The organism is Shewanella jiangmenensis, from assembly GCF_018596335.1.
Classification (GTDB): Bacteria; Pseudomonadota; Gammaproteobacteria; order Enterobacterales; family Shewanellaceae; genus Shewanella; species Shewanella jiangmenensis.
Window position 1 is genome coordinate 26068 of sequence record NZ_JAHEPS010000007.1, and the last position, 22340, is coordinate 48407.

At 53.5% G+C, this 22340-nt stretch carries 16 protein-coding genes and 8 tRNA genes; 16 read left to right on the plus strand and 8 right to left on the minus strand.

Going from position 1 to position 22340, the window contains the following annotated elements; genetic code table 11:
* Positions 1–72: 72 nt before the first annotated feature.
* Entirely contained in the window at positions 73–1512 is a 1440-nt protein-coding gene (gene pyk, locus KJI95_RS15620; protein WP_214508130.1) for a pyruvate kinase, read from the plus strand.
* Positions 1513–1752: 240 nt separating this feature from the next.
* Here pyk and KJI95_RS15625 read toward each other — a convergent pair whose 3' ends face one another.
* Together KJI95_RS15625 and psrA are read right to left on the minus strand one after the other, a co-directional pair.
* Positions 1753–4032: an acyl-CoA dehydrogenase gene (locus KJI95_RS15625; protein WP_214508131.1), complete on the minus strand. Its 2280-nt coding sequence runs from the start codon at positions 4030–4032 to the stop codon at positions 1753–1755.
* 5 nt (positions 4033–4037) lie between these two features.
* Entirely contained in the window at positions 4038–4685 is a 648-nt protein-coding gene (psrA, locus tag KJI95_RS15630; RefSeq protein ID WP_214508132.1) for a TetR family transcriptional repressor PsrA, read from the minus strand.
* 204 nt (positions 4686–4889) lie between these two features.
* On the opposite strand from psrA, the gene KJI95_RS15635 reads away from it, so the two are divergent.
* Positions 4890–6830 (plus strand): M2 family metallopeptidase, encoded by a 1941-nt coding sequence (locus KJI95_RS15635; protein ID WP_250885881.1) that lies wholly within the window; start codon positions 4890–4892, stop codon positions 6828–6830.
* A 225-nt stretch (positions 6831–7055) separates the two neighbouring features.
* Here KJI95_RS15635 and KJI95_RS15640 read toward each other — a convergent pair whose 3' ends face one another.
* Positions 7056–7643, minus strand: a complete 588-nt coding sequence (locus KJI95_RS15640) for a Smr/MutS family protein (RefSeq protein ID WP_214508133.1) — start codon at positions 7641–7643, stop codon at positions 7056–7058.
* Positions 7644–7786: 143 nt separating this feature from the next.
* On the opposite strand from KJI95_RS15640, the gene KJI95_RS15645 reads away from it, so the two are divergent.
* Together KJI95_RS15645 and KJI95_RS15650 are read left to right on the plus strand one after the other, a co-directional pair.
* Positions 7787–8401, plus strand: coding sequence for a YybH family protein (locus KJI95_RS15645; protein ID WP_214508134.1), 615 nt, complete (start codon positions 7787–7789; stop codon positions 8399–8401).
* Between the two features lie 269 nt (positions 8402–8670).
* Complete coding sequence (locus KJI95_RS15650; RefSeq protein WP_214508135.1) at positions 8671–9177, plus strand: YchJ family protein; 507 nt, start codon at positions 8671–8673, stop codon at positions 9175–9177.
* A 121-nt stretch (positions 9178–9298) separates the two neighbouring features.
* Here the strand turns inward: KJI95_RS15650 and KJI95_RS15655 are convergent, their stop codons facing one another.
* From KJI95_RS15655 to KJI95_RS15665, 3 genes are all read right to left on the minus strand, one after another.
* Positions 9299–11476 carry a putative bifunctional diguanylate cyclase/phosphodiesterase gene (locus KJI95_RS15655; RefSeq protein ID WP_214508136.1) on the minus strand — a complete coding sequence of 726 codons (2178 nt, stop codon included), beginning with the start codon at positions 11474–11476 and terminating at the stop codon, positions 9299–9301.
* Between the two features lie 154 nt (positions 11477–11630).
* Positions 11631–11918, minus strand: a complete 288-nt coding sequence (locus KJI95_RS15660) for a DUF406 family protein (RefSeq protein ID WP_214508137.1) — start codon at positions 11916–11918, stop codon at positions 11631–11633.
* Between the two features lie 406 nt (positions 11919–12324).
* Positions 12325–12849, minus strand: coding sequence for a VC2046/SO_2500 family protein (locus KJI95_RS15665; protein ID WP_214508138.1), 525 nt, complete (start codon positions 12847–12849; stop codon positions 12325–12327).
* Between the two features lie 125 nt (positions 12850–12974).
* Here KJI95_RS15665 and KJI95_RS15670 point away from each other — a divergent pair.
* The 4 genes from KJI95_RS15670 (at position 12975) to KJI95_RS15685 (ending at position 14557) form a co-directional block, all read left to right on the plus strand.
* Positions 12975–13059 (plus strand) — tRNA-Tyr (locus tag KJI95_RS15670).
* A gap of 36 nt (positions 13060–13095) precedes the next feature.
* Positions 13096–13180: transfer RNA gene (locus KJI95_RS15675), tRNA-Tyr, on the plus strand.
* 27 nt (positions 13181–13207) lie between these two features.
* A tRNA-Tyr gene (locus KJI95_RS15680) sits at positions 13208–13292 on the plus strand.
* 194 nt (positions 13293–13486) lie between these two features.
* Positions 13487–14557, plus strand: coding sequence for a PLP-dependent cysteine synthase family protein (locus tag KJI95_RS15685; RefSeq protein WP_214508139.1), 1071 nt, complete (start codon positions 13487–13489; stop codon positions 14555–14557).
* Positions 14558–14627: 70 nt separating this feature from the next.
* On the opposite strand, the gene queE is transcribed toward KJI95_RS15685, so the two are convergent.
* Complete coding sequence (queE, locus tag KJI95_RS15690) at positions 14628–15299, minus strand: 7-carboxy-7-deazaguanine synthase QueE (RefSeq protein ID WP_214508140.1); 672 nt, start codon at positions 15297–15299, stop codon at positions 14628–14630.
* A 133-nt stretch (positions 15300–15432) separates the two neighbouring features.
* Between queE and queC the strand changes: the two genes are divergently transcribed.
* Together queC and rrtA are read left to right on the plus strand one after the other, a co-directional pair.
* A complete protein-coding gene (gene queC, locus KJI95_RS15695; protein WP_214508141.1) occupies positions 15433–16125 on the plus strand; it encodes a 7-cyano-7-deazaguanine synthase QueC in 693 nt (230 codons plus the stop codon).
* Between the two features lie 32 nt (positions 16126–16157).
* Positions 16158–16739 carry a rhombosortase gene (gene rrtA, locus KJI95_RS15700; RefSeq protein ID WP_432653812.1) on the plus strand — a complete coding sequence of 194 codons (582 nt, stop codon included), beginning with the start codon at positions 16158–16160 and terminating at the stop codon, positions 16737–16739.
* Between the two features lie 184 nt (positions 16740–16923).
* Here rrtA and uvrB read toward each other — a convergent pair whose 3' ends face one another.
* Entirely contained in the window at positions 16924–18939 is a 2016-nt protein-coding gene (uvrB, locus tag KJI95_RS15705; RefSeq protein ID WP_214508143.1) for an excinuclease ABC subunit UvrB, read from the minus strand.
* A gap of 771 nt (positions 18940–19710) precedes the next feature.
* On the opposite strand from uvrB, the gene KJI95_RS15710 reads away from it, so the two are divergent.
* From KJI95_RS15710 to KJI95_RS15735, 6 genes are all read left to right on the plus strand, one after another.
* Positions 19711–19786: transfer RNA gene (locus tag KJI95_RS15710), tRNA-Asn, on the plus strand.
* Positions 19787–19834: 48 nt separating this feature from the next.
* Positions 19835–19910, plus strand: a tRNA-Asn gene (locus KJI95_RS15715).
* A gap of 22 nt (positions 19911–19932) precedes the next feature.
* Positions 19933–20008: transfer RNA gene (locus KJI95_RS15720), tRNA-Asn, on the plus strand.
* 23 nt (positions 20009–20031) lie between these two features.
* Positions 20032–20107, plus strand: a tRNA-Asn gene (locus tag KJI95_RS15725).
* 27 nt (positions 20108–20134) lie between these two features.
* A tRNA-Asn gene (locus KJI95_RS15730) sits at positions 20135–20210 on the plus strand.
* Positions 20211–20378: 168 nt separating this feature from the next.
* Complete coding sequence (locus KJI95_RS15735; protein ID WP_214508144.1) at positions 20379–22304, plus strand: EAL domain-containing protein; 1926 nt, start codon at positions 20379–20381, stop codon at positions 22302–22304.
* Positions 22305–22340: the final 36 nt, after the last annotated feature.

Genomic DNA, 22340 nt, shown 5'->3' on the forward strand with positions numbered 1-22340 from the left:
AACTTTCCTACATAATGCGCCAATGTCTGTTAATATAGTCTCAGTCATTTTGGAAAATTAACGGAGTATCTCATGTTCCGCAGAACGAAAATCGTTACTACCCTTGGCCCCGCCACAGACCGTGACGATAACCTGCGCCGTATCATTGCGGCTGGTGCTAACGTAGTCCGTCTTAACTTCTCCCACGGCTCTCCAGAAGACCACCTCGCCCGCGCCAATGCCGTACGCAGCATTGCCAAGGAACTGGGTGTTCACGTGGCTATCCTGGGCGATCTGCAAGGCCCTAAAATCCGTGTTTCAACCTTTAAAGACAACCGCAAGGTGCAACTGGCACTGGGTCAGGCGTTTGTACTGGATGCCGAGCTTGGCAAAGGTGAAGGCGATGAAACCGCTGTGGGTATCGATTACAAGGAATTGCCGGATGATGTAAACATCGGCGATATCCTGATGCTGGATGATGGCCGCGTGCAGCTTAAAGTTGAGCGCGTTGAAGGCCGTAAGGTGCACACCACAGTGACTGTGGCAGGCCCCCTGTCCAACAACAAAGGCATCAACAAGAAAGGTGGCGGCTTGTCTGCTGCGGCCCTGACTGAAAAAGACAAGGCTGACATCATCACCGCGGCCCGTATTCAGGTGGATTACCTGGCGGTGTCTTTCCCTCGCAGCGGCGCCGATCTGAACTATGCCCGTGAGCTTGCGGTTGCCGCCGGCTCCAAGGCGCTGATCGTTGCCAAGGTAGAACGCGCCGAAGCCGTTGCCAGCGAAGAAGCCATGGATGATGTTATCCTCGCCTCTGACGCGGTAATGGTCGCCCGTGGCGATCTCGGTGTGGAAATCGGTGATGCTGCCCTGGTTGCTGTGCAGAAGAAGCTCATCAGCCGCTCTCGTCAGCTTAACCGTGTTGTGATCACCGCGACCCAGATGATGGAGTCGATGATCACCAACCCGATGCCAACCCGCGCCGAAGTAATGGACGTGGCCAACGCCGTGCTCGATGGCACTGACGCCGTGATGCTGTCTGCCGAAACCGCTGCCGGTGACTTCCCTGAAGAAACCGTGCGCGCCATGGCCAACGTGTGTGTGGGCGCCGAGTCTCACCCAAGCGTGAAAGTCTCCAAGCACCGCATGGACGAGCGTTTCACCTCGGTGGAAGAAACCATCGCGCTGTCAACCATGTATGCCGCCAACCACCTCGATGGCGTGAAGGCGATTATCGCGCTGACCGAGTCTGGCGCCACTGCCCAGCTGATGAGCCGCATCAGTTCTTCACTGCCTATCATCGCCCTCTCCCGCCACGAAACCACGCTGGCGAAAATGGCGCTGTTCCGCGGTGTACAGCCGGTGTACTTCAACTCTACAGAGTTCCGTGCCGATGAAATCGCCGCCCAGGCGCTGGAAACCGTGCGCGCTGCCGGTTACCTCACCAGCGGTGACATGGTACTGATGACCAAGGGTGACGCGATGGAAACCATCGGTGGCACCAACACCTGTAAGGTACTTATTCTGCCGTAACCGGAGAATAGAATAGAGCATCGAAAAGGCACGCTTTGCGTGCCTTTTTCTTTTGCTGCGCCCATCGTTAGCCCCCGTGCATCAATTTAAGGCCTTGCCTCCTGCGATGAGCATGCACTTCAGTTTGCTCCAGTCAGCCAATGTCGATCACAGCATGGAGCTGATCTTTTGAGGCAAAAGAAAACGCCCGCGATTGCGGGCGTTTGTAATTTCTAAGCGTTTTACGCCAGAGAATAAAGTTTAGAGCGCTTCAAACTCATCCACATTGATGGCAGCAAGCCTTGAGGCGTCGGCCCGTGACAGCGCTTCAGCTTCTTTGGCATCGATGACGCCGGCTTCCAGCGCTTTGGCCACCACGGCAGCGCTCATGCCTTTGGCCTTAAGCTTACCTTCTTTCTGGGCGGCGCGGATTTTCTTGTAAATGCCGCGGCATTCGTACTGTGCAAGGAAGGCCTCTTCCACTTCGGCAATACCGCCGGTGTCGCCTTCAAAGTTCGGGCACAGGAATGTCAGGCGCTCGCGCACTGGGCCGGGTTTCAGCAAGCCTTCCACCACTGTGCTGGCAAGCTTATCCGACGGGCCGTTAAAGTGATTGCCAAGCGGGAACACCAGCGCGCGCAAAATCCAGGCCACAGGCTTGAACGGGAAGTTACGTACCGCATCCTCAAGCGCTTTGGCAGCATTTTGCAGGCGGGTTTGCATTACATAATGCACAACCGGCAGGTCGTCATGCTGACGGCCATTGTCTTCAAAGAGCTTTAATGTCGCGGAGGCGAGATACAGCTCAGACAGCACATCGCCCAAACGGGCCGACAACATTTCACGGCGCTTAAGCTCGCCACCAAGAATAAGCATTGCCATGTCGGTCATGATGGCGAGCGCAGAAGAAATACGCCCCATGTGCTGGTAGTAGCGCTTGGTTTCGCCGCTCACCGGCGTCGATGCAAAGCGGCTGCCACTCAAGGCATGCACCAGGCTCGCCACTGCATTACGGCTGGCATAACCCATGTGGCCAAGCAGCAAATCGTCAAAGCGTGCAAGTGCCTCATGGTAGTTTTCCATGCCCGCGGCTTCCATTTCGGCCAGCACATAAGGATGGCAGCGGGTCGCGCCCTGACCAAAAATCATCAGGCTGCGGGTAAGAATGTTGGCCCCTTCCACCGTGATGGAAATCGGGTTCGCCATATATCCATGGGCAAGGTAGTTTTTCGGCCCAAGCTGAATGCCTTTGCCGGACTGAATGTCCATGGCATCGTTCATCACCGCGCGGCCCATCTCGGTCATATGGTATTTGGCGATTGCGGTCACCACGGAAGGCTTCACTTTAAGATCGATGCCGGTAGTGGTCAGACGGCGCGCGGCTTCGAGCTGATAGGTATTGCCGATGATGCGCGCCAGCGCTTCCTGCACACCTTCGAAGTGACCGATGGACATACCAAACTGCTTACGGACATAGCTATAAGCTGTGGTGGTTTTGGTCGCCATATGGCCGGAGGCTGTCGCCAGCGCCGGCAATGAAATACCACGGCCAGCCGACAGACATTCAACCAGCATACGCCAGCCCTTACCGGCATACTGCGGGCCACCTATGATCCAATCCAGCGGAATGAACACCTTATCGCCACGGGTGGTACCGTTCATAAACGCCATGTTAAGCGGGTTATGACGGTTACCGATTTCAACGCCAGGGTGATTGGTGGGAATAAGTGCGCAGGTAATGCCGATGTGCTTTTTATCGCCAAGCAGGCCGTCCGGATCTTTCATCTGAAACGCAAGCCCAAGCACGGTTGCCACCGGTGCCAGAGTGATGTAACGCTTGTTCCAGCTAAGCTCAAGCCCAAGGACGTCTTCACCGTTGAAGTTGCCGCGCTTCACTATGCCCACGTCGGGGATGGCGCCTGCGTCAGAGCCAGCCTCGGGGCCGGTCAGCGCAAAACAGGGAATTTCGTCACCAATGGCAAGCGCCGGCAACCAACGCTCTTTTTGCTCCTTGGTGCCGTAATGGGTTAAAAGCTCACCGGGGCCGAGGGAGTTTGGCACCATCACAGTAACGGCGGCGCTAACGCTGCGACTTGCCAGTTTGGCCACGATAGTGGAGTTGGCATAAGCCGAGAAACCTTTACCACCGTACTTTTTCGGAATGATGAGCGCGAAGAAGCCTTCTTTTTTGAAGTAATCCCACAGCTCAGGCGGCAGATCTTTACGATTATGCACTATGTCGTAATCGTCAATCATGGTGAGGGCTTTCATCACCTGATTGTCCAGAAACTCTTTTTCTTCCGCAGTCAGTGATGATTTGCCGTAGGAATGCAGCGCTTCCCAGTTGGGTTTGCCACGAAAAAGCTCGCCTTCCCACCAGACATCGCCGGCTTCCATCGCTTCACGCTCGGTGTCCGACAATGGCGGCAGCACCCGCTTGAAAAATGCAAATACCGGCTTGGTAATAAACTTTATCCGAAGATCTTTGACTGCAAACAGCACCACTATGGCTGCCACTATCAATAACAACAAAGTGAACATGGCAATTACTCCCGATTTGCCTGAGTGAGGGGCACCGCAACACCGGCAGCCATATAAGGAATGACTTTACGGATCACGGATTCAATGTCGTTCTGCTCTTTAAAGTCGGCCTCGGCGATTTCCATCAGCGCATCCGACGAGGCCATGGTGAACACGACTGTGCCCAAGGTGAAGTGTAGCCGCCAAAACATCTCCGCAGGGGGAATGTGCGGCGCACTCTGGCAGACAACCTGTACAAAGCGGTCGAGGTGTTCGCCGTAATGGGTGGTGATAAACCAGCGCAGGTGGCCCTGGCTTTCGATATAACCACGGCCCAGCAGCTGCAGGAAAATCCGCGTGCCTTCCACTCTCACCTTGTCCAGGTCCAGCAGCGGCCGAACCAGCGCGGAAAAGATGGTGTCAAGATCGGGCCGACCGGTTGCCGTGAGCTTATTCAGCTCCTGAGACGCAGCCGGCATAAACACATCGAGATAGCGGGCCAACACGGCGCGGATGAGCTCTTTTTTAGAGCCAAAATGATAATTGACCGAAGCGAGATTCACTTCGGCCTTACTGGTAATAAGCCTTAATGAGGTTTCCGAAAAACCGCGTTCAGCAAACAGTTTTTCGGCGGCATCAAGGATGCGGGTTTTGGTGTCGGACCGATTCGCCATTCCGTGACCTATAAATGATTTAAAACACCCGTTTAAATTAATCACAGGTAAACGGCTTGTCAAACGAAATATGAACAGCTGTTTACTTTGCTTGTGCTTTGTTTGCGCATTGCTTGAGTTTTGTTTGAGAGCAGCGAGGCTGCTGCGTGGCATTTTACTTAGATGGCCGCTAGACTGGCGCAAACAATTAACAAGGATGCAACCATGAACATCAGACAATTCCATCCCGGGAGGCTCGCGCTTGGCATCGCCCTCGCACTAACGCTTGGCGCCTGCGAAAAAGATGCGGCGTTAACTTCAGCCTCTGTGGCTGCGGCCAAGACCGCCGCCGAGTCAAGCCAACCTCACCTCAATCAGCACCAAAGCCAGAGCCAGAACCCAAGCCAAAGCCAGGCAAAATCAAGCACCGCCGCGGTAACCAGTGACGATGCCAAGGCCTTTATCCAGGCCGCTGAGGCCGAGCTTGCGGCCTTGTCGCTGGAATCAAACCGTGCCGAGTGGATTTACAGCAACTTTATTACCGAAGACACAGCCTCACTGTCGGCGTCTGTGAATGAAAAGATGATTTCCACTTCGGTGCGCCTCGCCACCGAAGCGGCCAAATATGCCGCCGTGGAACTCGATCCGGTGAACAAGCGTAAACTGACGATGCTGCGAAGTGCGTTGGTGCTGCCCTCGCCGCTCGACCCTGCCAAAAACGCCGAGCTTGCGGGTATAGTGGCTGAGCTTAACGGCCTTTACGGTAAAGGCAAATACTGCCTGAGCGACGGCCGCTGCCTTACCCAAACCGAATTGTCTGTCATGATGGCTGAGTCCCGCGATCCGGCGCTGCTTAAAGAAATCTGGGCAGGTTGGCGCGAAATTGCCAAACCCATGCGGCCCTTGTTTGAGCGCGAAGTGGTGCTTGCCAACGAAGGCGCCCGTGATTTGGGCTTTGCGAATTTATCTGAGCTGTGGCGCAGCCAGTACGATATGGCGCCGGATGCGTTTTCTAGCGAACTTGACCGTCTGTGGGGCCAGGTAAAACCGCTGTATGACTCGCTGCACTGCTACGTGCGCGGCGAGCTTAACGCCGAATATGGTGATAAGGTTGTGCCGAAAACCGGCCCTATTCCGGCACATCTGCTGGGTAATATGTGGGCGCAGCAATGGGGCACTATTTATCCGCTGGTTGCACCAAAAGATGCCGACCCCGGTTACAACGTCACCGAGCTTCTCGCTGCCAAGGGTTACGATGAGCAAAAAATGGTAAAGCAGGCCGAAAGCTTCTTTACCTCGCTCGGCTTTGCGCCGCTGCCCGAGACCTTCTGGAGCCGCTCACTGTTTGTTCAGCCCAAAGACAGAGACGTAGTGTGCCACGCCTCGGCCTGGGATCTGGATAACGAAGACGATATCCGCATCAAGATGTGTATCCAGAAAACGGCGGAAGACTTTACCGTTATCCACCATGAGCTTGGGCACAATTTTTATCAGCGCGCATATAAAAATCAGCCATTTATCTTTAAAAACAGTGCCAACGACGGTTTCCACGAGGCCATTGGCGACACGGTAGCCCTGTCAATCACCCCAAAATATCTGCAGCAGATTGGCCTGCTCAGTGACGTGCCGGATGCTTCAAAGGATATCGGGCTTTTGCTTAAGCAGGCGCTTGATAAGGTGGCGTTCCTGCCCTTTGGCCTGATGATAGATCAGTGGCGCTGGAAGGTGTTTTCCGGCGAAATCACACCGGCAAACTACAACCAGGCCTGGTGGGAGCTTCGCGAAAAATATCAGGGCGTGAAAGCGCCGCTGGCGCGCAGTGAAGCGGATTTTGATCCGGGCGCCAAATACCATGTGCCCGGCAACGTGCCCTACACCCGCTATTTCCTCGCTCACATTCTGCAGTTCCAGTTCCACCGCTCACTGTGTGATATTGCCGGTGACAAGGGACCGGTGCACCGCTGCTCGATTTACGGCAGTAAAGAGGCTGGCGCTAAGCTTAATCAGATGCTGGAGCTCGGTGCAAGCAAGCCCTGGCCCGAGGCACTTGCCGTGGTCACCGGCACCCAGGAGATGGATGCCAGTGCCGTGCTTGACTATTTTGCGCCATTAAAAGTGTGGCTGGATGAGCAAAACAGTGCCGCAAATCGTCAGTGCGGCTGGTAACAGTGACACTGTCAGACTCGTTCCATGCTCCACTTCATAGCAGCCTTTCATAGCTGCATTTCAGGTTGAATGAAGCACAGGTTTGGTGACGTCGAGACAGGAACGTTCAGACTATAAAAATCCCGGCAATTGCCGGGATTTTTATTGTCGAAAGCTTGGCTGATATGAGTTAGCTGCGTTTCCATTAACTGAATGTCAGTTAGTTGAGTGTCTGTTAGGTGAAGATCAACGCCGTGCACCGCGGCGATTGGTTTCGCGGCTGTGAATTTTTTCCGCCTCTGACTTAATCAGCATCACATAAAGGGCACCGCTGCCGCCTTCTTCACGGGTGGCGCTGTGAAAGGCGCGCACTACCTCAAGCTGGGAAAGCCATGTCGTCAGCGCCGACTTCATCACGGCTTCAAAGGGCTTATTGCCAAGGCCTTTGCCGCAAACCAGCAGCAGGTTGCGCTCGCCGCGAAACAGCGCGCCATCGATAAGCTCAAGCAAGGTTTTTCGCGCTTCACTCAAGCTTAACCCCCGAAAATCAAAGCGGGTTTTTGCCTCATAGCGGCCAAGACGCAGGGTTTTCAGTACCGCTTCCTGCACGCCTTCACGGGCAAAGGAGACAATTTCATCGCCCTTTACCCGCTTAAGATTTACCGTATCAACCGACAGCGCCAACAGCCGCTCGTCGATATCGGCAGCTTCACGGCGCGCTTTTTGCGCCGCTTCATCCTGTGGCGCTTTAACAAAGAAATGACTTTCTGCGGATTTCAGTGGTTTAACATCGGCCATTTCGGCCATAAAAAGTTGCTGCTCTTCATGCATCATAATGCTATCCCCTGACTCTGGACGGCCCAAACACGCAATGACGCCGGAACCTGAAGTAACACACTTTGTAAAGATCTGCCGCTTGGGTTAGCGGCGCGTATCCATTATATTTGCCCCATGATAGCGTCAAATATTGCCAAACCATGAGAATTTTTCCGTTATTGCTTGCCCTGTTGATGTCGTTTGCTGCTTTGGCGAGCAATGCCAACCCGACAAACGGCGGGCAAAGCGCCGTCGATCAAAGCCCAGTCGATCAAAGTCAGCAAAGCGACGATCAGGCCATCAACCGCAACTATGCGCTGTTCAGCCAGGCATTTGAGAGTCTCAACCCGACGATTATTGGCAATATTTACACCGAAAACGCCTGTTATATCCCCGAGCGTCACGATAAAGAGATCATCCGCGGCCGCAATTCGATTATTGCGGTATACGAGAAATTTTTTGGCAAAATCCGCAACAAAAACGCCCGTATCGAAGTGGATTTTCGGGTGATTGAACGCAGTCGCAGTGGCGATTCAGCAACCGATGTCGGCTACTACCTTATCCGTTTCTATCCTGCCAGCGACACCGGCGAGCCCATCAGCGAATACGCCGGCAAGTTTGTGACCGTGGCGCAAAAGCAGGACAACGGTGAGTGGCGATTGTCGCTGGATTCAAGCAACACCGCCGAGCCAAGGTTTTATTTTGATGCAGCCAAATCCGGCGAGCTTTATTACGGCATGGCCTTTCAGGCGATGGAGCTTAAAAAGAAGCCATGAAGCACCACATAAACTTAATCAATCTAAATAATTGATAGCAAAAAGGCTGAACTCATAATGCGTTCAGCCTTTTTTATTGGCTTGTGGAATTTTGCTGTGTAAAACGTTCAACGCCCTGCCTAACCTTCAATGCCTTGGCGTAGCTTGGCCAGGAGCTAAAACAATACCAAGTCCGTGCTAACAACCTTTTTAGCAGATTATTGCGGTTTCCCCGCCCTTTTGGCACAGTAACGCCGCCTTCTTTGGATCCTTTTTGTGATTTAACAACCATGACAACTGCCCCATCACCCAACGCCGCTGCTAACCCAATTTGCCCGTGCCAGAGCACCGGTGGGGTAAAAACGCTTGATTACCAGCATTGCTGCGAGCCATTTCACCTTGGCCAGCAAATACCGCAAACGCCGGAGCAGCTGATGCGCTCACGCTACAGCGCCTTTGTGCTGCGGCTGTGGGATTACCTGATTGCAACCCATCATCCTGATTATCTCAATGGCCTGACAACCGAGCTTTTGCAGCAAGGGCCGCATCCGGCGTGGCTTACGCTTGAGGTGCACGAGTCCTCGATGCAAGGCGACCGCGGCGAGGTGTTTTTCAGCGCCTGGTATAAAGACAGTGGCAAGCTTGACGCCATCTGTGAGCGTTCTGCGTTTTTACGTGAAAATGGCGCGTGGTTTTACACTGAGGGCCGCCACAGCAAGCCAAAGCTGCCCGGGCGTAACGATAGCTGCATTTGTGGCAGCGGCAAAAAATTCAAGCAATGCTGCCAGCGCGGCTGAGTTGTAAAAGGCACCTTGACACATATACGAGGTGCTTTTTTTGCCTTTGATTTTTGAAGCGTTTTGTTACTGCCGCATAGTTGAAGCAAGCATCTGCAAAGAAGCGGCGTCAGGCTAGCGCTCAGTGCAGGGATTCGGGCCGCAAACTGCCGATAAAGCGGCAAAAGTCAGCTTCCCGCAGCGCCGGACTGTACAAAAATCCCTGCGCTTGATGACAAAGGTTGGCCGCCAGAAAGGCTTCCTGCTCCGGTGTCTCCACCCCTTCGGCGGTCAGCGACAAATTAAGCGCCTTGGCCATGGCGATGATGGCACTGACAATCTCGCGGCTCTCGCGGCTCACCGTCAGATCTGAAATGAAGGAGCGGTCAATTTTAATCTTGCTGATGGGGAACTGCTTTAAATAGCGCATCGAGCTATAGCCGGTACCAAAATCGTCAATCGCAAGCCCCACACCGAGCTCCGACAGCTCCTGACACAGATTGGTGGCATAGCGGATATCCTCCATCAGCTCAGTTTCGGTGATTTCCAGAATGAGCGTCCTTGGCTTTAACCGATAGCGGGTCAAGAGCTGCCACACCTGCTCATAAAGATTGCCGGAAAAAAACTGTCGCGCCGACACGTTCACATGCATCGAGATATCCAGATTATGATGCTGCCACAGATTGAGCTGGCGGCAGGCCGCCTCAAGCACCCAACTGCCGATGGCGGTAATAAGCCCCGACTGCTCGGCAATATCGATAAAAGCGCCGGGATAAAGCACACCTTTTTTGGGATGGTGCCAGCGGATCAGCGCCTCAGCGCCTGTGTATCTGTCGTGCTGCAAATCACGAAGCGGCTGATAATAAAGCTCAAATTGCCGGCCACGGATGGCTGAATGCAAATCGCGCTCGATTTGTGCATCGTCTTTAAAGGCGCTCAGCAAGGCGGAGTTAAAAAACTGAATGGCGGTGCCCTGCTTCTTTTTGGCGTATTGCAGCGCAATATCGGCGCAGGTGAGCGGTGCCACCAGATTGGCCACCGCGCCAATATCGACAATGGCCATCGCAGGCTTTGGGTCCACCTGCTCGCGGCCAATCAGCACCGGCATGGCAAGATGCTGATAAAGGCGATTACTGAGAAACTCGATTTCCGTTTGCGGCTTGTCGCCGGGCAGTAAAATGGCAAACTCATCACTGCCGACCCGGGCAATTTCGGTGGCTTTATTGATGTCAGAGAAGTGGCGCAGCCGGCGGGCCATTTCCATCAGCAGCACATCACCCTGCTCATGGCCATAGGTATCGTTAAAGCGTTTAAAACCAACCAAATCAATCAGTAACAGCTGACCTTTTAATGTACGTTCCAGTACCCGGTTAAAGTGCAGCCGGTTATAAAGGCCGGTAAGACTGCAGCGCCAGGCGAGCCGCTCAAGCTCCTGCTGATAATTCTGCTGCTCGGTGCTGTCTTCACAGGTCACCAGCACATAATAGTTGCCGCGCTCGGTCACAAACTGACTGGCATGATACTTAAGCCAGTATTCGCTGCCATCGTAACGGTTCAGCTGCACTTCGCCCTTGGCGCTTTGGCCACGAAAAATCTGCCCCAGCACATCTTCGGCAATGCGTGGCTGCTGCTTGAAAAAATCCAGTTGCCGCAGGGTGCGGCCAACCACTTTTTCCCGGGGAACCCGGGTGATAAGGCCATGGGCGCGGTTAACGTATTCCACCATTTCGGTGTGCAGGTTAATCAGCATGCACACCTGATCCGATTGCTCCACCGCGCTTTTAAACAGCGACAGTTTTTCTTCACCTTCGTAGGTGTTGCGGGTCGCAAGGGCAAGCGCCAGCTGATCGGCAACCTGGGTTGCGAGGTAAATTTCACTGTCGGCCCAATTGCCGGCCTCGCACCGCTCAAGACACAGCACCCCTTCTACCCGGCCATTGATACGGATTGGCACATCAAGACTGGCAAGTACACCGCGGACAGCAAAATAGCTGCCTGTAAGCTCTGCAAGGCGGGGATCGTCAAGGGTATTGGCGGCGTCTATCTGACGCCGTGAGGATAATTCGGCTAAATAGCGTGGCAGTTCCTTGATGGCGGACGGGCGCAGCACATCGGCGCCAGCTAGGGCTGCGCCAAAATGGGCAACGCGAAATTGACTGGCAAGCTCGGCATCAAACGCCCACACACTGGCGTCGCAAAGACCCAGAGTCTGATGCAAAAGCTCAGTAGCAAGCTCCGCCGTCTTGGTAAAGTCCCCCTGCTGCTTGGCAGCAGACAGCACTATCTGTTCGACCAGTGATTGATATTTACGCCTTTTCACGCATTTCCCTAAGTCCCTTTGCGGGATACAACCAGCGAGAACGCCTTGTTACTCTTGTGGCAACTGTTTTTATTATATTCGGTATGTTTTTGTTATTTTTTATACGCTTAGACTGTACCTCAGCAGATGAACCCGGCGCAAGAACCCAAACAAATTAAAGCCCCTGTTCAAGCTGAAAAATCATCATTTCCGCGGCAACCCCGAAGGTCAGGTTCATCTCAACGCCGTCTGCGGTTTCAACCAGGGTGTAATGCACTTCATCAAAGCGCGAAGAGGCAAGTTCTGCCACGCGCTTAGCGCGCTCAAGCGCATCCTCACCGGTAAAATTAAGGCTAAGGAGGCGATCGTCTTCACCAATCACAGCGCCTATGTCGACGAAACTGCCGCAATCGGTGCAGGTGTCGTTAACGTGATTGCCCTGATTTGCCTGAATACTTTTCATCACTTGTTTCCTTATGTTGTGGCCTTTATGTTCTGACCTTTGTGCAGTGACCTTTATGTAGTAGCCATTCGCCTGTGTATCGCGGATTTTGCTGCCGAAAAACCTTAGCGGCGATAAACATGGCTGCCGATAATCATAGCTGCCGATGATGAAAGCGCGGCGCTTTGCCAGCCTGCGTGTATGCGTTCGTGTAAAAGTCGGCAAGTCATATATAAGTCAACAAGTATAAAGCAGCACTGCAAAGCAAACCCTAATCCAACTCAAGCAATTGCCAACTGGATTGCCAACTGGATTGCCAACTGGATATTGCCAATGACCTTGGCAAATAAGGTTGTGGCGGCGAGCAGGCTAAGTCTCGGCAGCCTAAATCTCGCCATAATAAGCCCCCGCAGACTGTGGCTTACGACTAGTTCGGCGCCATTGATACCGCATTATGGTACAGCGCCATGCGTTTACTGATACTGAGCTGCGCCTCCAGTACGTCATTAAAGTGCATAGGTGATGGCAGCGCGGCAAACTCACCCTTCTGACGCAATCTGGCGTGCAGTGAACTGTTTCCAAGGGCGATGAGCATGTCCTGGCTGTCGGCGGCGCCAAGCACCAGGGGCTCTGGCGTCAGTGCCTGCGCCAGACGAAAATCAGTTAAGTCCCCGTGGCGGTACGCGCTGCTGTTGTCTATGGCATCTTCTGTGCCCACCACAGCCCTGGGCGCTGCGCCCGGCGGCAACTCAAACCGGCGCGCCAGTTTTTGCGCCAGCGGCACATCGGCGCTCAGGCTGAATTCAGCAAATTCCCGCGCATCCTCTGAAAGCAGCGCCAGCAACAAGGCAAACTCACCCCGACGCCCCTGCTCAATTGCCTGACTGAGACGGTCGCCGAGGTGACTTTCATTGATGGTGCCAATATTGGCGGAAACAACAGCAGCTTGCATAAAAAAACGTCAGAAAAACATGTCCTTGTTATTAAATCGACCAGTTGGCGCCGATCTTTAGCTTTTTTTGCAAATTTACGCTTTACATGAGAATCGATTCTGCTTACTATGGCCGCCGCTGATGAGGAGGGGTTCCCGAGTGGCCAAAGGGATCAGACTGTAAATCTGACGGCTCCGCCTTCGAAGGTTCGAATCCTTCTCCCTCCACCACTTCAGCGACGCAAAAAAGTAAAGCAAGAAACTCGTGGAGGGGTTCCCGAGTGGCCAAAGGGATCAGACTGTAAATCTGACGGCTCCGCCTTCGAAGGTTCGAATCCTTCTCCCTCCACCACTTGTTTCTTACACTTTACGCCATGATGGAGGGGTTCCCGAGTGGCCAAAGGGATCAGACTGTAAATCTGACGGCTCCGCCTTCGAAGGTTCGAATCCTTCTCCCTCCACCATCTTCTCTGCCCTCGCGGCAATTTCTGGTCGAATTAGCCTGCTTAATTCGCATTTATCGCACTTTATTCCAAGCCCTTATCAATCCAAACGCATGAATTTGTATCGGCGTTTATCCCGTTTGTTCCAGATGCTGTGAAATCCTGCTGAATTTGCATATTATCCAAGTTCGTATCGCAAAAACACAGGACTCCCCATGAGCCTTCCCCTTTGCTCAAACTGGGTCGCCAATGCCATCGGCAAGATTGAAGCCGACTTTCAGCGTAGCGCTGACACCCACCTGATTAAACTTGAATTACCGATGCTTGACGGCATCGACATCTATTTAAAAGACGAAAGCACTCACCCCACCGGCAGCCTTAAGCATCGCCTGGCACGCTCCCTGTTTCTTTACGCCCTGTGTAATGGCTGGATAAAAGAAGGCACGCCGGTGATTGAATCATCCTCCGGCAGCACAGCAGTGTCTGAGGCCTATTTTGCCCGCCTGCTCGGTTTACCCTTTATTGCGGTAATGCCAAAGAGCACTGCCAAGCGCAAGATTGAGCAAATCGAGTTTTACGGCGGCCGCTGTCACTTTGTCGACCATTCCAGTGAGATCTACGCCGAGTCAGAAAAACTCGCCAAAGAGCTCAGCGGCCATTATATGGATCAGTTCACCTACGCTGAGCGAGCCACCGACTGGCGCGGCAACAACAATATTGCCAATGCGATTTTTGGCCAGATGGAGCGCGAGCCCCATCCGATCCCCAGCTGGATTGTGATGAGCCCCGGCACAGGCGGCACATCGGCCACCATAGGCCGTTATATCCGCTATCAGCGTCTTGCCACCAAGCTATTGGTGGTTGACCCGCAGCACTCGGTATTTTACGACTATTTCAAAACAGGCGATGCCGCCATTACCTGCGAAAAAGGCAGCTGTATTGAAGGCATTGGCCGCCCCAGGGTTGAGCCATCCTTTATACCGGGCGTGGTGGATGAAATGCTGAAAGTGCCGGACCTTGACTCCATCGCCACCATGCTCTGGCTTGAAAAGCGCATTGGCCGCAAAACAGGCCCATCAACCGGCACCAACCTTTTTGGCGCGCTGAAACTCGCATCCCAAATGAAGGCGCGCGGCGAAACCGGCAGTATAGTGACGCTGATTTGCGATCCGGGTGAGCGCTATCTTGATACCTACTACAACAGTGACTGGGTAAGCTCGCACATTGGCGATATCACGGCTGCCAGTGCGGCGCTTGATGCGTTTAATGAAAGCGGCAGCCTTTGAATTCGCAGAAGTAAAAAAGCTCTCGAGGGAGCTTTTTTATTGCCAAGGCCCCAAGGTGGGATTTAGCTAATCAATCAATATTCAGATACTTATGGGTTTGAATCGACAGCCGCCAGTTACGGGCGATACAGGTTTTCATCGCAAGCTCGGTGGCGCGGGGCTTTTGACTGATAGGCTGCAAACAAATGGTTTTGGCGCTGAGTTCTATGCCAGCAAGGAGCTCATCCAGCTCATCAATATGTGCCTCGGTAGCCACCGGATGTTTGATTTCGTTGGCACGCTCAAGCGCTTGTTTAAGCACAGGATAGCCGCCTTTCATATTCACCTTGGGCGATACCGTCACGTAGGTATTTTCTGAGCAGCGCACCTCAAAGGTGCCGCTGGTTTCAATCTGGCAACGAAAGCCCGCCGCTTCAAAGCCCTGAGTCAAATCGGTTAAATCGTGCATACAGGGCTCGCCGCCGGTGATCACCACCAGTTTGGCGGTAAAGCCCTTTTGATGGAACGCCTCGATAAGCGATGCTGCCGTATGCATGGCCCAGCGGCCAACGCTGCCATCCACCTGAATAACTTCCTGTGGCGCGACCTTGTTTTCGACCAAGACCTCCCAGGTCTGGGCGGTATCGCACCAGGGGCAGGCCACCGGACATCCCTGCAACCGCACAAAGATTGCCGGCAAACCGGTGTGGCTGCCTTCGCCCTGTATGGTTTCAAACACTTCATTGATGGGATAGTCGGTCATGGCTTGGCTTCGCTTTGCAAGTTGGGCGGCTGTTATAGAAGATTTTAGCTTAAGGATCAAGGCTGCTTTGAGGCCGGGGGCCTGCTGGGATACACTATAAGCCAAATGTTCCCTTTTCTGTTTGGTTTTTCCCATGTCCAAAGCCGTTGTTGTGTTCAGTGGTGGTCAGGATTCCACCACCTGTCTGGTGCAAGCCCTGTCAGAGTTCGATGAAGTACATGCCATCACCTTCGATTATGGTCAGCGCCACAGTGAAGAAATTGACGTGGCCAAGGCGCTGGCAAGCGAGCTTGGCTGCGCATCGCACAAACTGATGGATGTGTCTTTGCTTGGCGAGCTTGCCATCAGCGCCCTCACCCGCGATGCCATTCCAGTCTCCCATGAGCTGATGGAAAATGGCCTGCCCAACACCTTTGTGCCGGGGCGCAATATCCTGTTCTTAACCCTGGCCGGCATATATGCCTATCAGCTTGGTGCCGATACCGTGATAACCGGCGTATGCGAAACCGACTTCTCCGGCTATCCGGATTGCCGCAATGATTTTGTGAAAGCCATGGAGCAGGCACTGAATCTTGGCATGGACAAAAAGCTTGAAATTCGCACCCCGCTGATGTGGCTCAACAAGGCCGAAACCTGGGCTCTGGCCGACAAGTATGGCAAGCTTGAGCTGGTGCGTAATCAAACCCTGACCTGCTATAACGGCATTAAAGGTGACGGCTGTGGCGACTGCCCAGCCTGCCTGCTGCGACGCCGCGGCCTTGAGGATTACCTTGGTAACCGCAATGCGGTAAATGCCGCGCTTAACAGCAAAATGGCCGTCAATTGAGCTTGCAGGGGTTGTCTGCGGTAATGCCCGCCATAGACAGGGGCCTGCTGCTGGTTGCCGCGGCACTGTCGCTGCTTTGCACCGCCCTTTATTTTCTGCCGGTTGACGGCGCGCTTAACTGGCAGCGACTGCAAATTGATTCGGGTGAGTACTGGCGTTTGCTGACAGGCAACCTGCTGCACACCAATCACTGGCATCTACTGATGAACCTCGCGGGCTTCTGGGTCATTCTAAGCCTGCATCATTTTCATTACCGCGCTGCGGTGCTCGTCGCCTTGCTTGTGCTTTTGTGTGTTGGTGAAGGCATTGGCCTGTACCTCTTTCACTCTGAGCTTCGCGCCTACGTGGGCCTTAGCGGCATTTTGCATGGCCTCTTTGCCTTTGGCGCCGTGATGGACATTAACCGCGGCCTTAAATCCGGTTGGCTGCTGCTTGCCGGGCTTGCCGCGAAAGTGGGTTACGAGCAGTGGTTTGGCGCCAGCGCCGATGTGAGCGCCATGATAGGCGCGCGGGTCGCCACCGAATCTCACCTGGTGGGCGCCATAGTTGGCGCAGCGTTAGGGCTGGCCTATCTTGGCTTACGCAAATTGAAACAGGCCAAGGTTGCTGCCTAAAGCGGAATGCGGCTTGCCTTAAATTCAAAAAACACTAATACAAAGAAACCAATACAAAAACGCCAATACGAAAACGTCATTACAAAAAACGCGCCTCAAGGCGCGTTTTTCATTGTGGGTGTGTAACGGCACAGAACTTTAGCAACAGCTAGTTCTGCAGCAACAGCAAGATCTGCAGTAACCACTAGGCCTGCAGCAACTGCTGACGCAGCGCATGAATTTCATCCCGAAGCGCGGCGGCCTGCTCAAACTCTAGGTCGCGGGCGTGCTGATGCATCTGTTTTTCAAGGGCATCAATGCTGATGGCTATCTGATGCGGATCGGCTTTCGCCTTGGCGCTGGTATTCGCACTGGCTTTACCACTTTGGGACATGCCCCGCACCGGCGCCGATTTCTCACCCACGTCCATCACATCGGTGATTTTTTTCACTACCCCCCGAGGGATGATGCCGTGCTCCTCGTTATGGCGCATCTGCTTTTCGCGGCGCCGCTCGGTTTCCGCCATGGCGCGGGCCATGGAGTCGGTAATGCAGTCAGCGTAGAGGATAACTTTGCCGTTTACGTTACGGGCGGCGCGGCCAATGGTCTGAATAAGTGAACGCTCGGAGCGCAAAAAGCCTTCTTTGTCGGCATCGAGAATACACACCAGCGACACTTCCGGCATATCGAGGCCTTCCCGCAGCAGGTTGATGCCAACCAGCACGTCAAACACCCCAAGGCGCAGATCGCGGATAATTTCCATCCGCTCGACTGTGTCGATATCCGAGTGCAGGTAGCGCACTTTCACGCCGTGCTCATCGAGATACTCGGTTAAATCTTCCGCCATCCGCTTGGTGAGCGTGGTTACCAGCACCCGCTCGTTCACCGCAACCCGCTTGGCGACTTCAGAGAGCAAATCATCCACCTGAATAGCAACCGGGCGCACCTCAAGCACAGGGTCAATCAGCCCTGTGGGCCTGACCACCTGCTCGGCAATGTCATCACCGCTCTTTTCAAGCTCATATTTGCCGGGCGTTGCCGAGACAAAGATGGTTTGCGGCATCAGGGCTTCAAACTCTTCAAATTTGAGCGGCCGGTTATCGAGCGCCGATGGTAATCTAAAGCCGTATTCCACAAGCGTGGTTTTACGGGAGCGGTCGCCCTTATACATGGCGCCGATTTGCGGCACCGTATTGTGCGACTCATCGATTATCATCAGGCCGTCGGCGGGCAGATAATCGAGCAAGGTCGGCGGCCCTTCGCCGGCGGCGCGGCCGGAAAGATAACGGCTGTAGTTTTCGATACCGGAGCAGTAGCCAAGCTCGGTCATCATTTCCACATCGTATTGCACCCGCTCGCCGATGCGCTGCGCTTCAATAAGCTTATTGGTGTCCAAAAACTGCTGCTTGCGGCTACGAAGCTCCTCTTTAATAAGGTCGATAGCTTCTAAAATCTTTTCCCGCGGCGTGACGTAGTGGGTCTTGGGGTAAATGGTCGCGCGGGCAAGGCGCTTGGTGACCTGCCCGGTGAGCGGGTCAAATTCGCTGAGGCGCTCAATTTCATCATCAAACAGCTCAACGCGGATGGCATCACGCTCAGAGTCGGCCGGGAAGATGTCTATCACTTCGCCGCGCACCCTAAAGGTACCGCGCGACAACTCCATGTCGTTGCGGCTGTATTGAAGCTCTGTCAGGCGCTTTAAGATGTCGCGCTGGCCCATAAAATCGCCCTGACGCAAATGCAGCAACATCTTCATGTAAGAGTCCGGATCGCCAAGACCATAAATCGCCGACACCGATGCCACAATAATGACATCGCGCCGCTCCAGCAGTGCCTTGGTGGCCGACAGCCGCATTTGCTCTATGTGGGCGTTTACCGAGGCATCCTTTTCAATAAAGGTGTTGGATGCCGGCACATAGGCTTCGGGCTGATAATAGTCGTAGTAAGACACGAAGTACTCTACCGCGTTATGGGGAAAGAACTCCTTCATCTCACCGTAAAGCTGCGCCGCCAGGGTCTTGTTGGGCGCCATAATGATGGTGGGCCGGCCGAGGCTGGCTATCACATTGGCGATGGTAAAGGTTTTGCCCGAGCCGGTTACCCCAAGCAGGGTCTGGCAGGCAAGCCCAGACTCGAGACCCTCAATCAGCTTGGCAATGGCCTTGGGTTGATCACCCGCCGGTTCATACTGGGACGAAAGTTGAAATGCGTTTTCGCTCACAGGCGCTTTCCTTGAAGTTATTCGCCGCTAGTGTAATTCAGGCTGTGCCGGGATACCACCTGCGCTCAGCCGACGTTTGTTCTGCCTTGTCGGCCAAACAGCCTGTAATTCAATGACAGCTGACCATAAAAGCGCAGGTTCACCCTATCTTGCACGTTTGTACTGCGCGTTTACGAAATTTCATGCACAAGTTTTTTGTGGTAACGCCTTACAAATTTGCAACAGATTTTGCGTCGGGCGACACAGAAACGCCAAAACACTTGACATTGATTTTATTGAAGAAATTTCTTTGCCTGAAAAAATCAGATTTTAACTTGACTCCACAGTCCATGCGGGTTTGCAGGGCTAAATCCGGCTTAATTCACAAGCTTATCCACAGAATCTGTGGAAAAGTGCCTTAAAGCCAGACCCGATGCGGCTTTGCGGCAGATGGGCATTTGGGGGCTGCGTCAGTCAAGTGTATGTAATTAAACTACAGCTGAAAGTCGTTGCCGTATGCGCGTCCAATGCGTCATTCGCACAAACCTGGCAACGACGCTGCGCCCCCAAGAATATAAAACAGATGCAAGTCGACTTTAGTACCAGTCAATTCAACGAAAACAGTCGCTTAGTGTATAAAAGCGCAGCAAAATGGAGATTTTCACGCCATGATGCACATTAGTTCACCACTTAACAGCCTAATCACACTTTTTTTGCCCTTCGCCGTTGACTCATCCCTCCACCCGTTTTACTATGCGCTCCGTTCTCAGCGAGCAGTTGTTTTACAACGATTCCCCTGTAGTTCAGTCGGTAGAACGGCGGACTGTTAATCCGTATGTCACTGGTTCAAGTCCAGTCAGGGGAGCCACTCACTGAAACACGCCTGTAAAGGCATGAAGTTAATCGCAAAATTTGTTCCCCTGTAGTTCAGTCGGTAGAACGGCGGACTGTTAATCCGTATGTCACTGGTTCAAGTCCAGTCAGGGGAGCCAACTTCACAGCGATACAATCTGTTCCCCTGTAGTTCAGTCGGTAGAACGGCGGACTGTTAATCCGTATGTCACTGGTTCAAGTCCAGTCAGGGGAGCCAACTTCACAAGCGATACAATCTGTTCCCCTGTAGTTCAGTCGGTAGAACGGCGGACTGTTAATCCGTATGTCACTGGTTCAAGTCCAGTCAGGGGAGCCACATCGCACTACTCTGCTTTAATTCGATTCCCCTGTAGTTCAGTCGGTAGAACGGCGGACTGTTAATCCGTATGTCACTGGTTCAAGTCCAGTCAGGGGAGCCACCTTCTTTACCGCGCTTAATCCTTCATTTACACCCTGTCTGCGTTTCAGCCACTGGATCACCAAGTTCATTGATTTGGATTTTGTTTTTATTGCTTTAGGGTTACACTTTCTGCCTTATTGCAGCTTCTTTAACTAGAATCCAGTAAACAGCGTTAACGGACATAACCATGAGTTTGACCAAATCTCTCCCCTTTGCCCTGGTTGGGCTGTTTGGCATAGCTGCCGCTTTTATGTATCAGGACGATAAAAGCCAGCTTGAATTAGCCGCTCAGCAACATATGGCGCAGTATCAGCAGCAGGCCGTAAGCCTTGACCAGTGGTCCGGCGATGGCAAATCCCTTTATCAGATGCTGCAGGCAAAAATTCCGCTGCAATTTTTCCAATATACCGATGCAACCGACGGCGCCCGTAATCACACCGCCGGGGTACTGCAGGCAAGCAACGATTCGCTCTTGATGCCGCTGTTTGAGCTTGAGCTGGGTGATACCCGCAGCTTGAGCGAAGGTCGGCTGATGATAAAGCTTGATGTCGCGGCGCTTCGGCGCGACGCAGCAGACGCCTTTGCCAAGCAGCTTGCTATTCTTGCTGCGCTGCTGTTGGGCTCACTTGGGGTGTTTGCTTTTTTCAGCGCATACATAAAGCGCGGCGTGCGCTACGGCGCCGACTATATCCGCACTATTCCTGAACTTAACTATCAGGCGGTTGAGCAGTCCAAACTCAATGGCGAGCTTAAGCCGCTGGCCGCCGCGCTCGATGAGTGCCGTATTGCCCTCAAAACCCGGATTGACAACCTGAACGCTGAAAATGAAAAGCTGTCACGGGCGGCTTATCAGGATCCGGTCACAGGTTTTGGCAGCCGGGTTCGCTTTACCCGCAAGCTCGATGAACTCAGTAAAAGCACCAAAGATCAGATTGGCTGCCTTGCCATGGTGCAGGCCACCGAGCTTGGCAATATCAACCAGCTGCAGGGCCGCACCGCTGGTGACGAGTACCTGAATAAAATTGCCAATTGCCTGCGCCGCGCCGCCATGCCGTTTACCGACGCTGAGTGCTTTCGCATTAACAGCTCTGACTTTGCGGTGTTTCTGCCCAATTTGATCATCAAGGATGCCGAGCGCTTCCTTGAGCCGCTTAAAACCCTGCTCGATGAATATCAGGGCAACACAGGCACCGATTCTGTTGCCTACACTGGGCTCGTGCCCTACAAAAATGGTCTGGATCCGGTGAACCTCCTGAGCCTGTCGGATGCGGCGCTCAGTATCGCCCAGACCCTCGGCCCCAACAGTTTCCACACCCTTGAGAAATTTACTGACGATGTGGAGATTGGGGATAATCGCTGGCAACTGGCCATTCGTAACATTATTGAGCGGCGCGCGGTGCGCTTTTTCCAGCAGCCCATCCAGCCATGCCGCACTGAAGTGGAAGTGTATCGCGAGCTGTTTGCCCGTTTTTATAACCCCGAAGGTAAAATCCTGCCCACCACCACAGTGATTGCCATGGCCGAGCGCCATGGGCTTATCATCGATTTGGATAAACTGGTGCTGATGTCGGCGATCCGCACCCTGCTCGAGTCCCCTAACCTCAGTGGCGCATTCGGGGTCAATATCAGCGCCACCTCGGCCACCAACGACAGTTTCGTCGGTTGGCTTAAAGACACCCTGATTAAACATCGCACCATAGCGCCAAGGCTGGTGCTGGAAATCAACGAAAGTGGCGTGCAAACCAACATGCAGGGCTGCTTTAAGTTTATCCGCGACATGCATGGCGTTGGCACCCGCGTTGCCATTGAGCGCTTTGGCATGGGCTTTACCTCGTTCAAGTTTTTCCGTGAGATCCGCCCGGATTACATCAAGCTCGATGCCACCTACAGCGAAGCTATCGATCAGGACGCCAACAACAAGTTTTTTGTGCGCATGATAGTGGATATCGCCAGACGCATCGGCGTGCGGGTGCTGGCCTGCGGTGTAGAGCGCCAGGAAGAAAAGTTCACCCTCGAGAAATTGCTGGTCGATGGCCTGCAGGGCTACTACATTGCCCAGCCCAAAGCCCTTGGCAATGAGCCTGATGACGGAAAATCCGCCCAGCAGGGTTAACCCTGCTTTTGATATGTTGTTAATGACATTCAAAAA

What these genes read in the sequence shown, in the direction of transcription:
- pyk (WP_214508130.1), top strand. Translation starts at nt 73, where the DNA reads ATGTTCCGCAGAACGAAAATCGTTACTACCCTTGGCCCCGCCACAGAC.
- KJI95_RS15625 (WP_214508131.1), bottom strand. Translation starts at nt 4,032, where the DNA reads ATGTTCACTTTGTTGTTATTGATAGTGGCAGCCATAGTGGTGCTGTTT.
- psrA (WP_214508132.1), bottom strand. Translation starts at nt 4,685, where the DNA reads ATGGCGAATCGGTCCGACACCAAAACCCGCATCCTTGATGCCGCCGAA.
- KJI95_RS15635 (WP_250885881.1), top strand. Translation starts at nt 4,890, where the DNA reads ATGAACATCAGACAATTCCATCCCGGGAGGCTCGCGCTTGGCATCGCC.
- KJI95_RS15640 (WP_214508133.1), bottom strand. Translation starts at nt 7,643, where the DNA reads ATGATGCATGAAGAGCAGCAACTTTTTATGGCCGAAATGGCCGATGTT.
- KJI95_RS15645 (WP_214508134.1), top strand. Translation starts at nt 7,787, where the DNA reads ATGAGAATTTTTCCGTTATTGCTTGCCCTGTTGATGTCGTTTGCTGCT.
- KJI95_RS15650 (WP_214508135.1), top strand. Translation starts at nt 8,671, where the DNA reads ATGACAACTGCCCCATCACCCAACGCCGCTGCTAACCCAATTTGCCCG.
- KJI95_RS15660 (WP_214508137.1), bottom strand. Translation starts at nt 11,918, where the DNA reads ATGAAAAGTATTCAGGCAAATCAGGGCAATCACGTTAACGACACCTGC.
- KJI95_RS15665 (WP_214508138.1), bottom strand. Translation starts at nt 12,849, where the DNA reads ATGCAAGCTGCTGTTGTTTCCGCCAATATTGGCACCATCAATGAAAGT.
- KJI95_RS15685 (WP_214508139.1), top strand. Translation starts at nt 13,487, where the DNA reads ATGAGCCTTCCCCTTTGCTCAAACTGGGTCGCCAATGCCATCGGCAAG.
- queE (WP_214508140.1), bottom strand. Translation starts at nt 15,299, where the DNA reads ATGACCGACTATCCCATCAATGAAGTGTTTGAAACCATACAGGGCGAA.
- queC (WP_214508141.1), top strand. Translation starts at nt 15,433, where the DNA reads ATGTCCAAAGCCGTTGTTGTGTTCAGTGGTGGTCAGGATTCCACCACC.
- KJI95_RS15735 (WP_214508144.1), top strand. Translation starts at nt 20,379, where the DNA reads ATGAGTTTGACCAAATCTCTCCCCTTTGCCCTGGTTGGGCTGTTTGGC.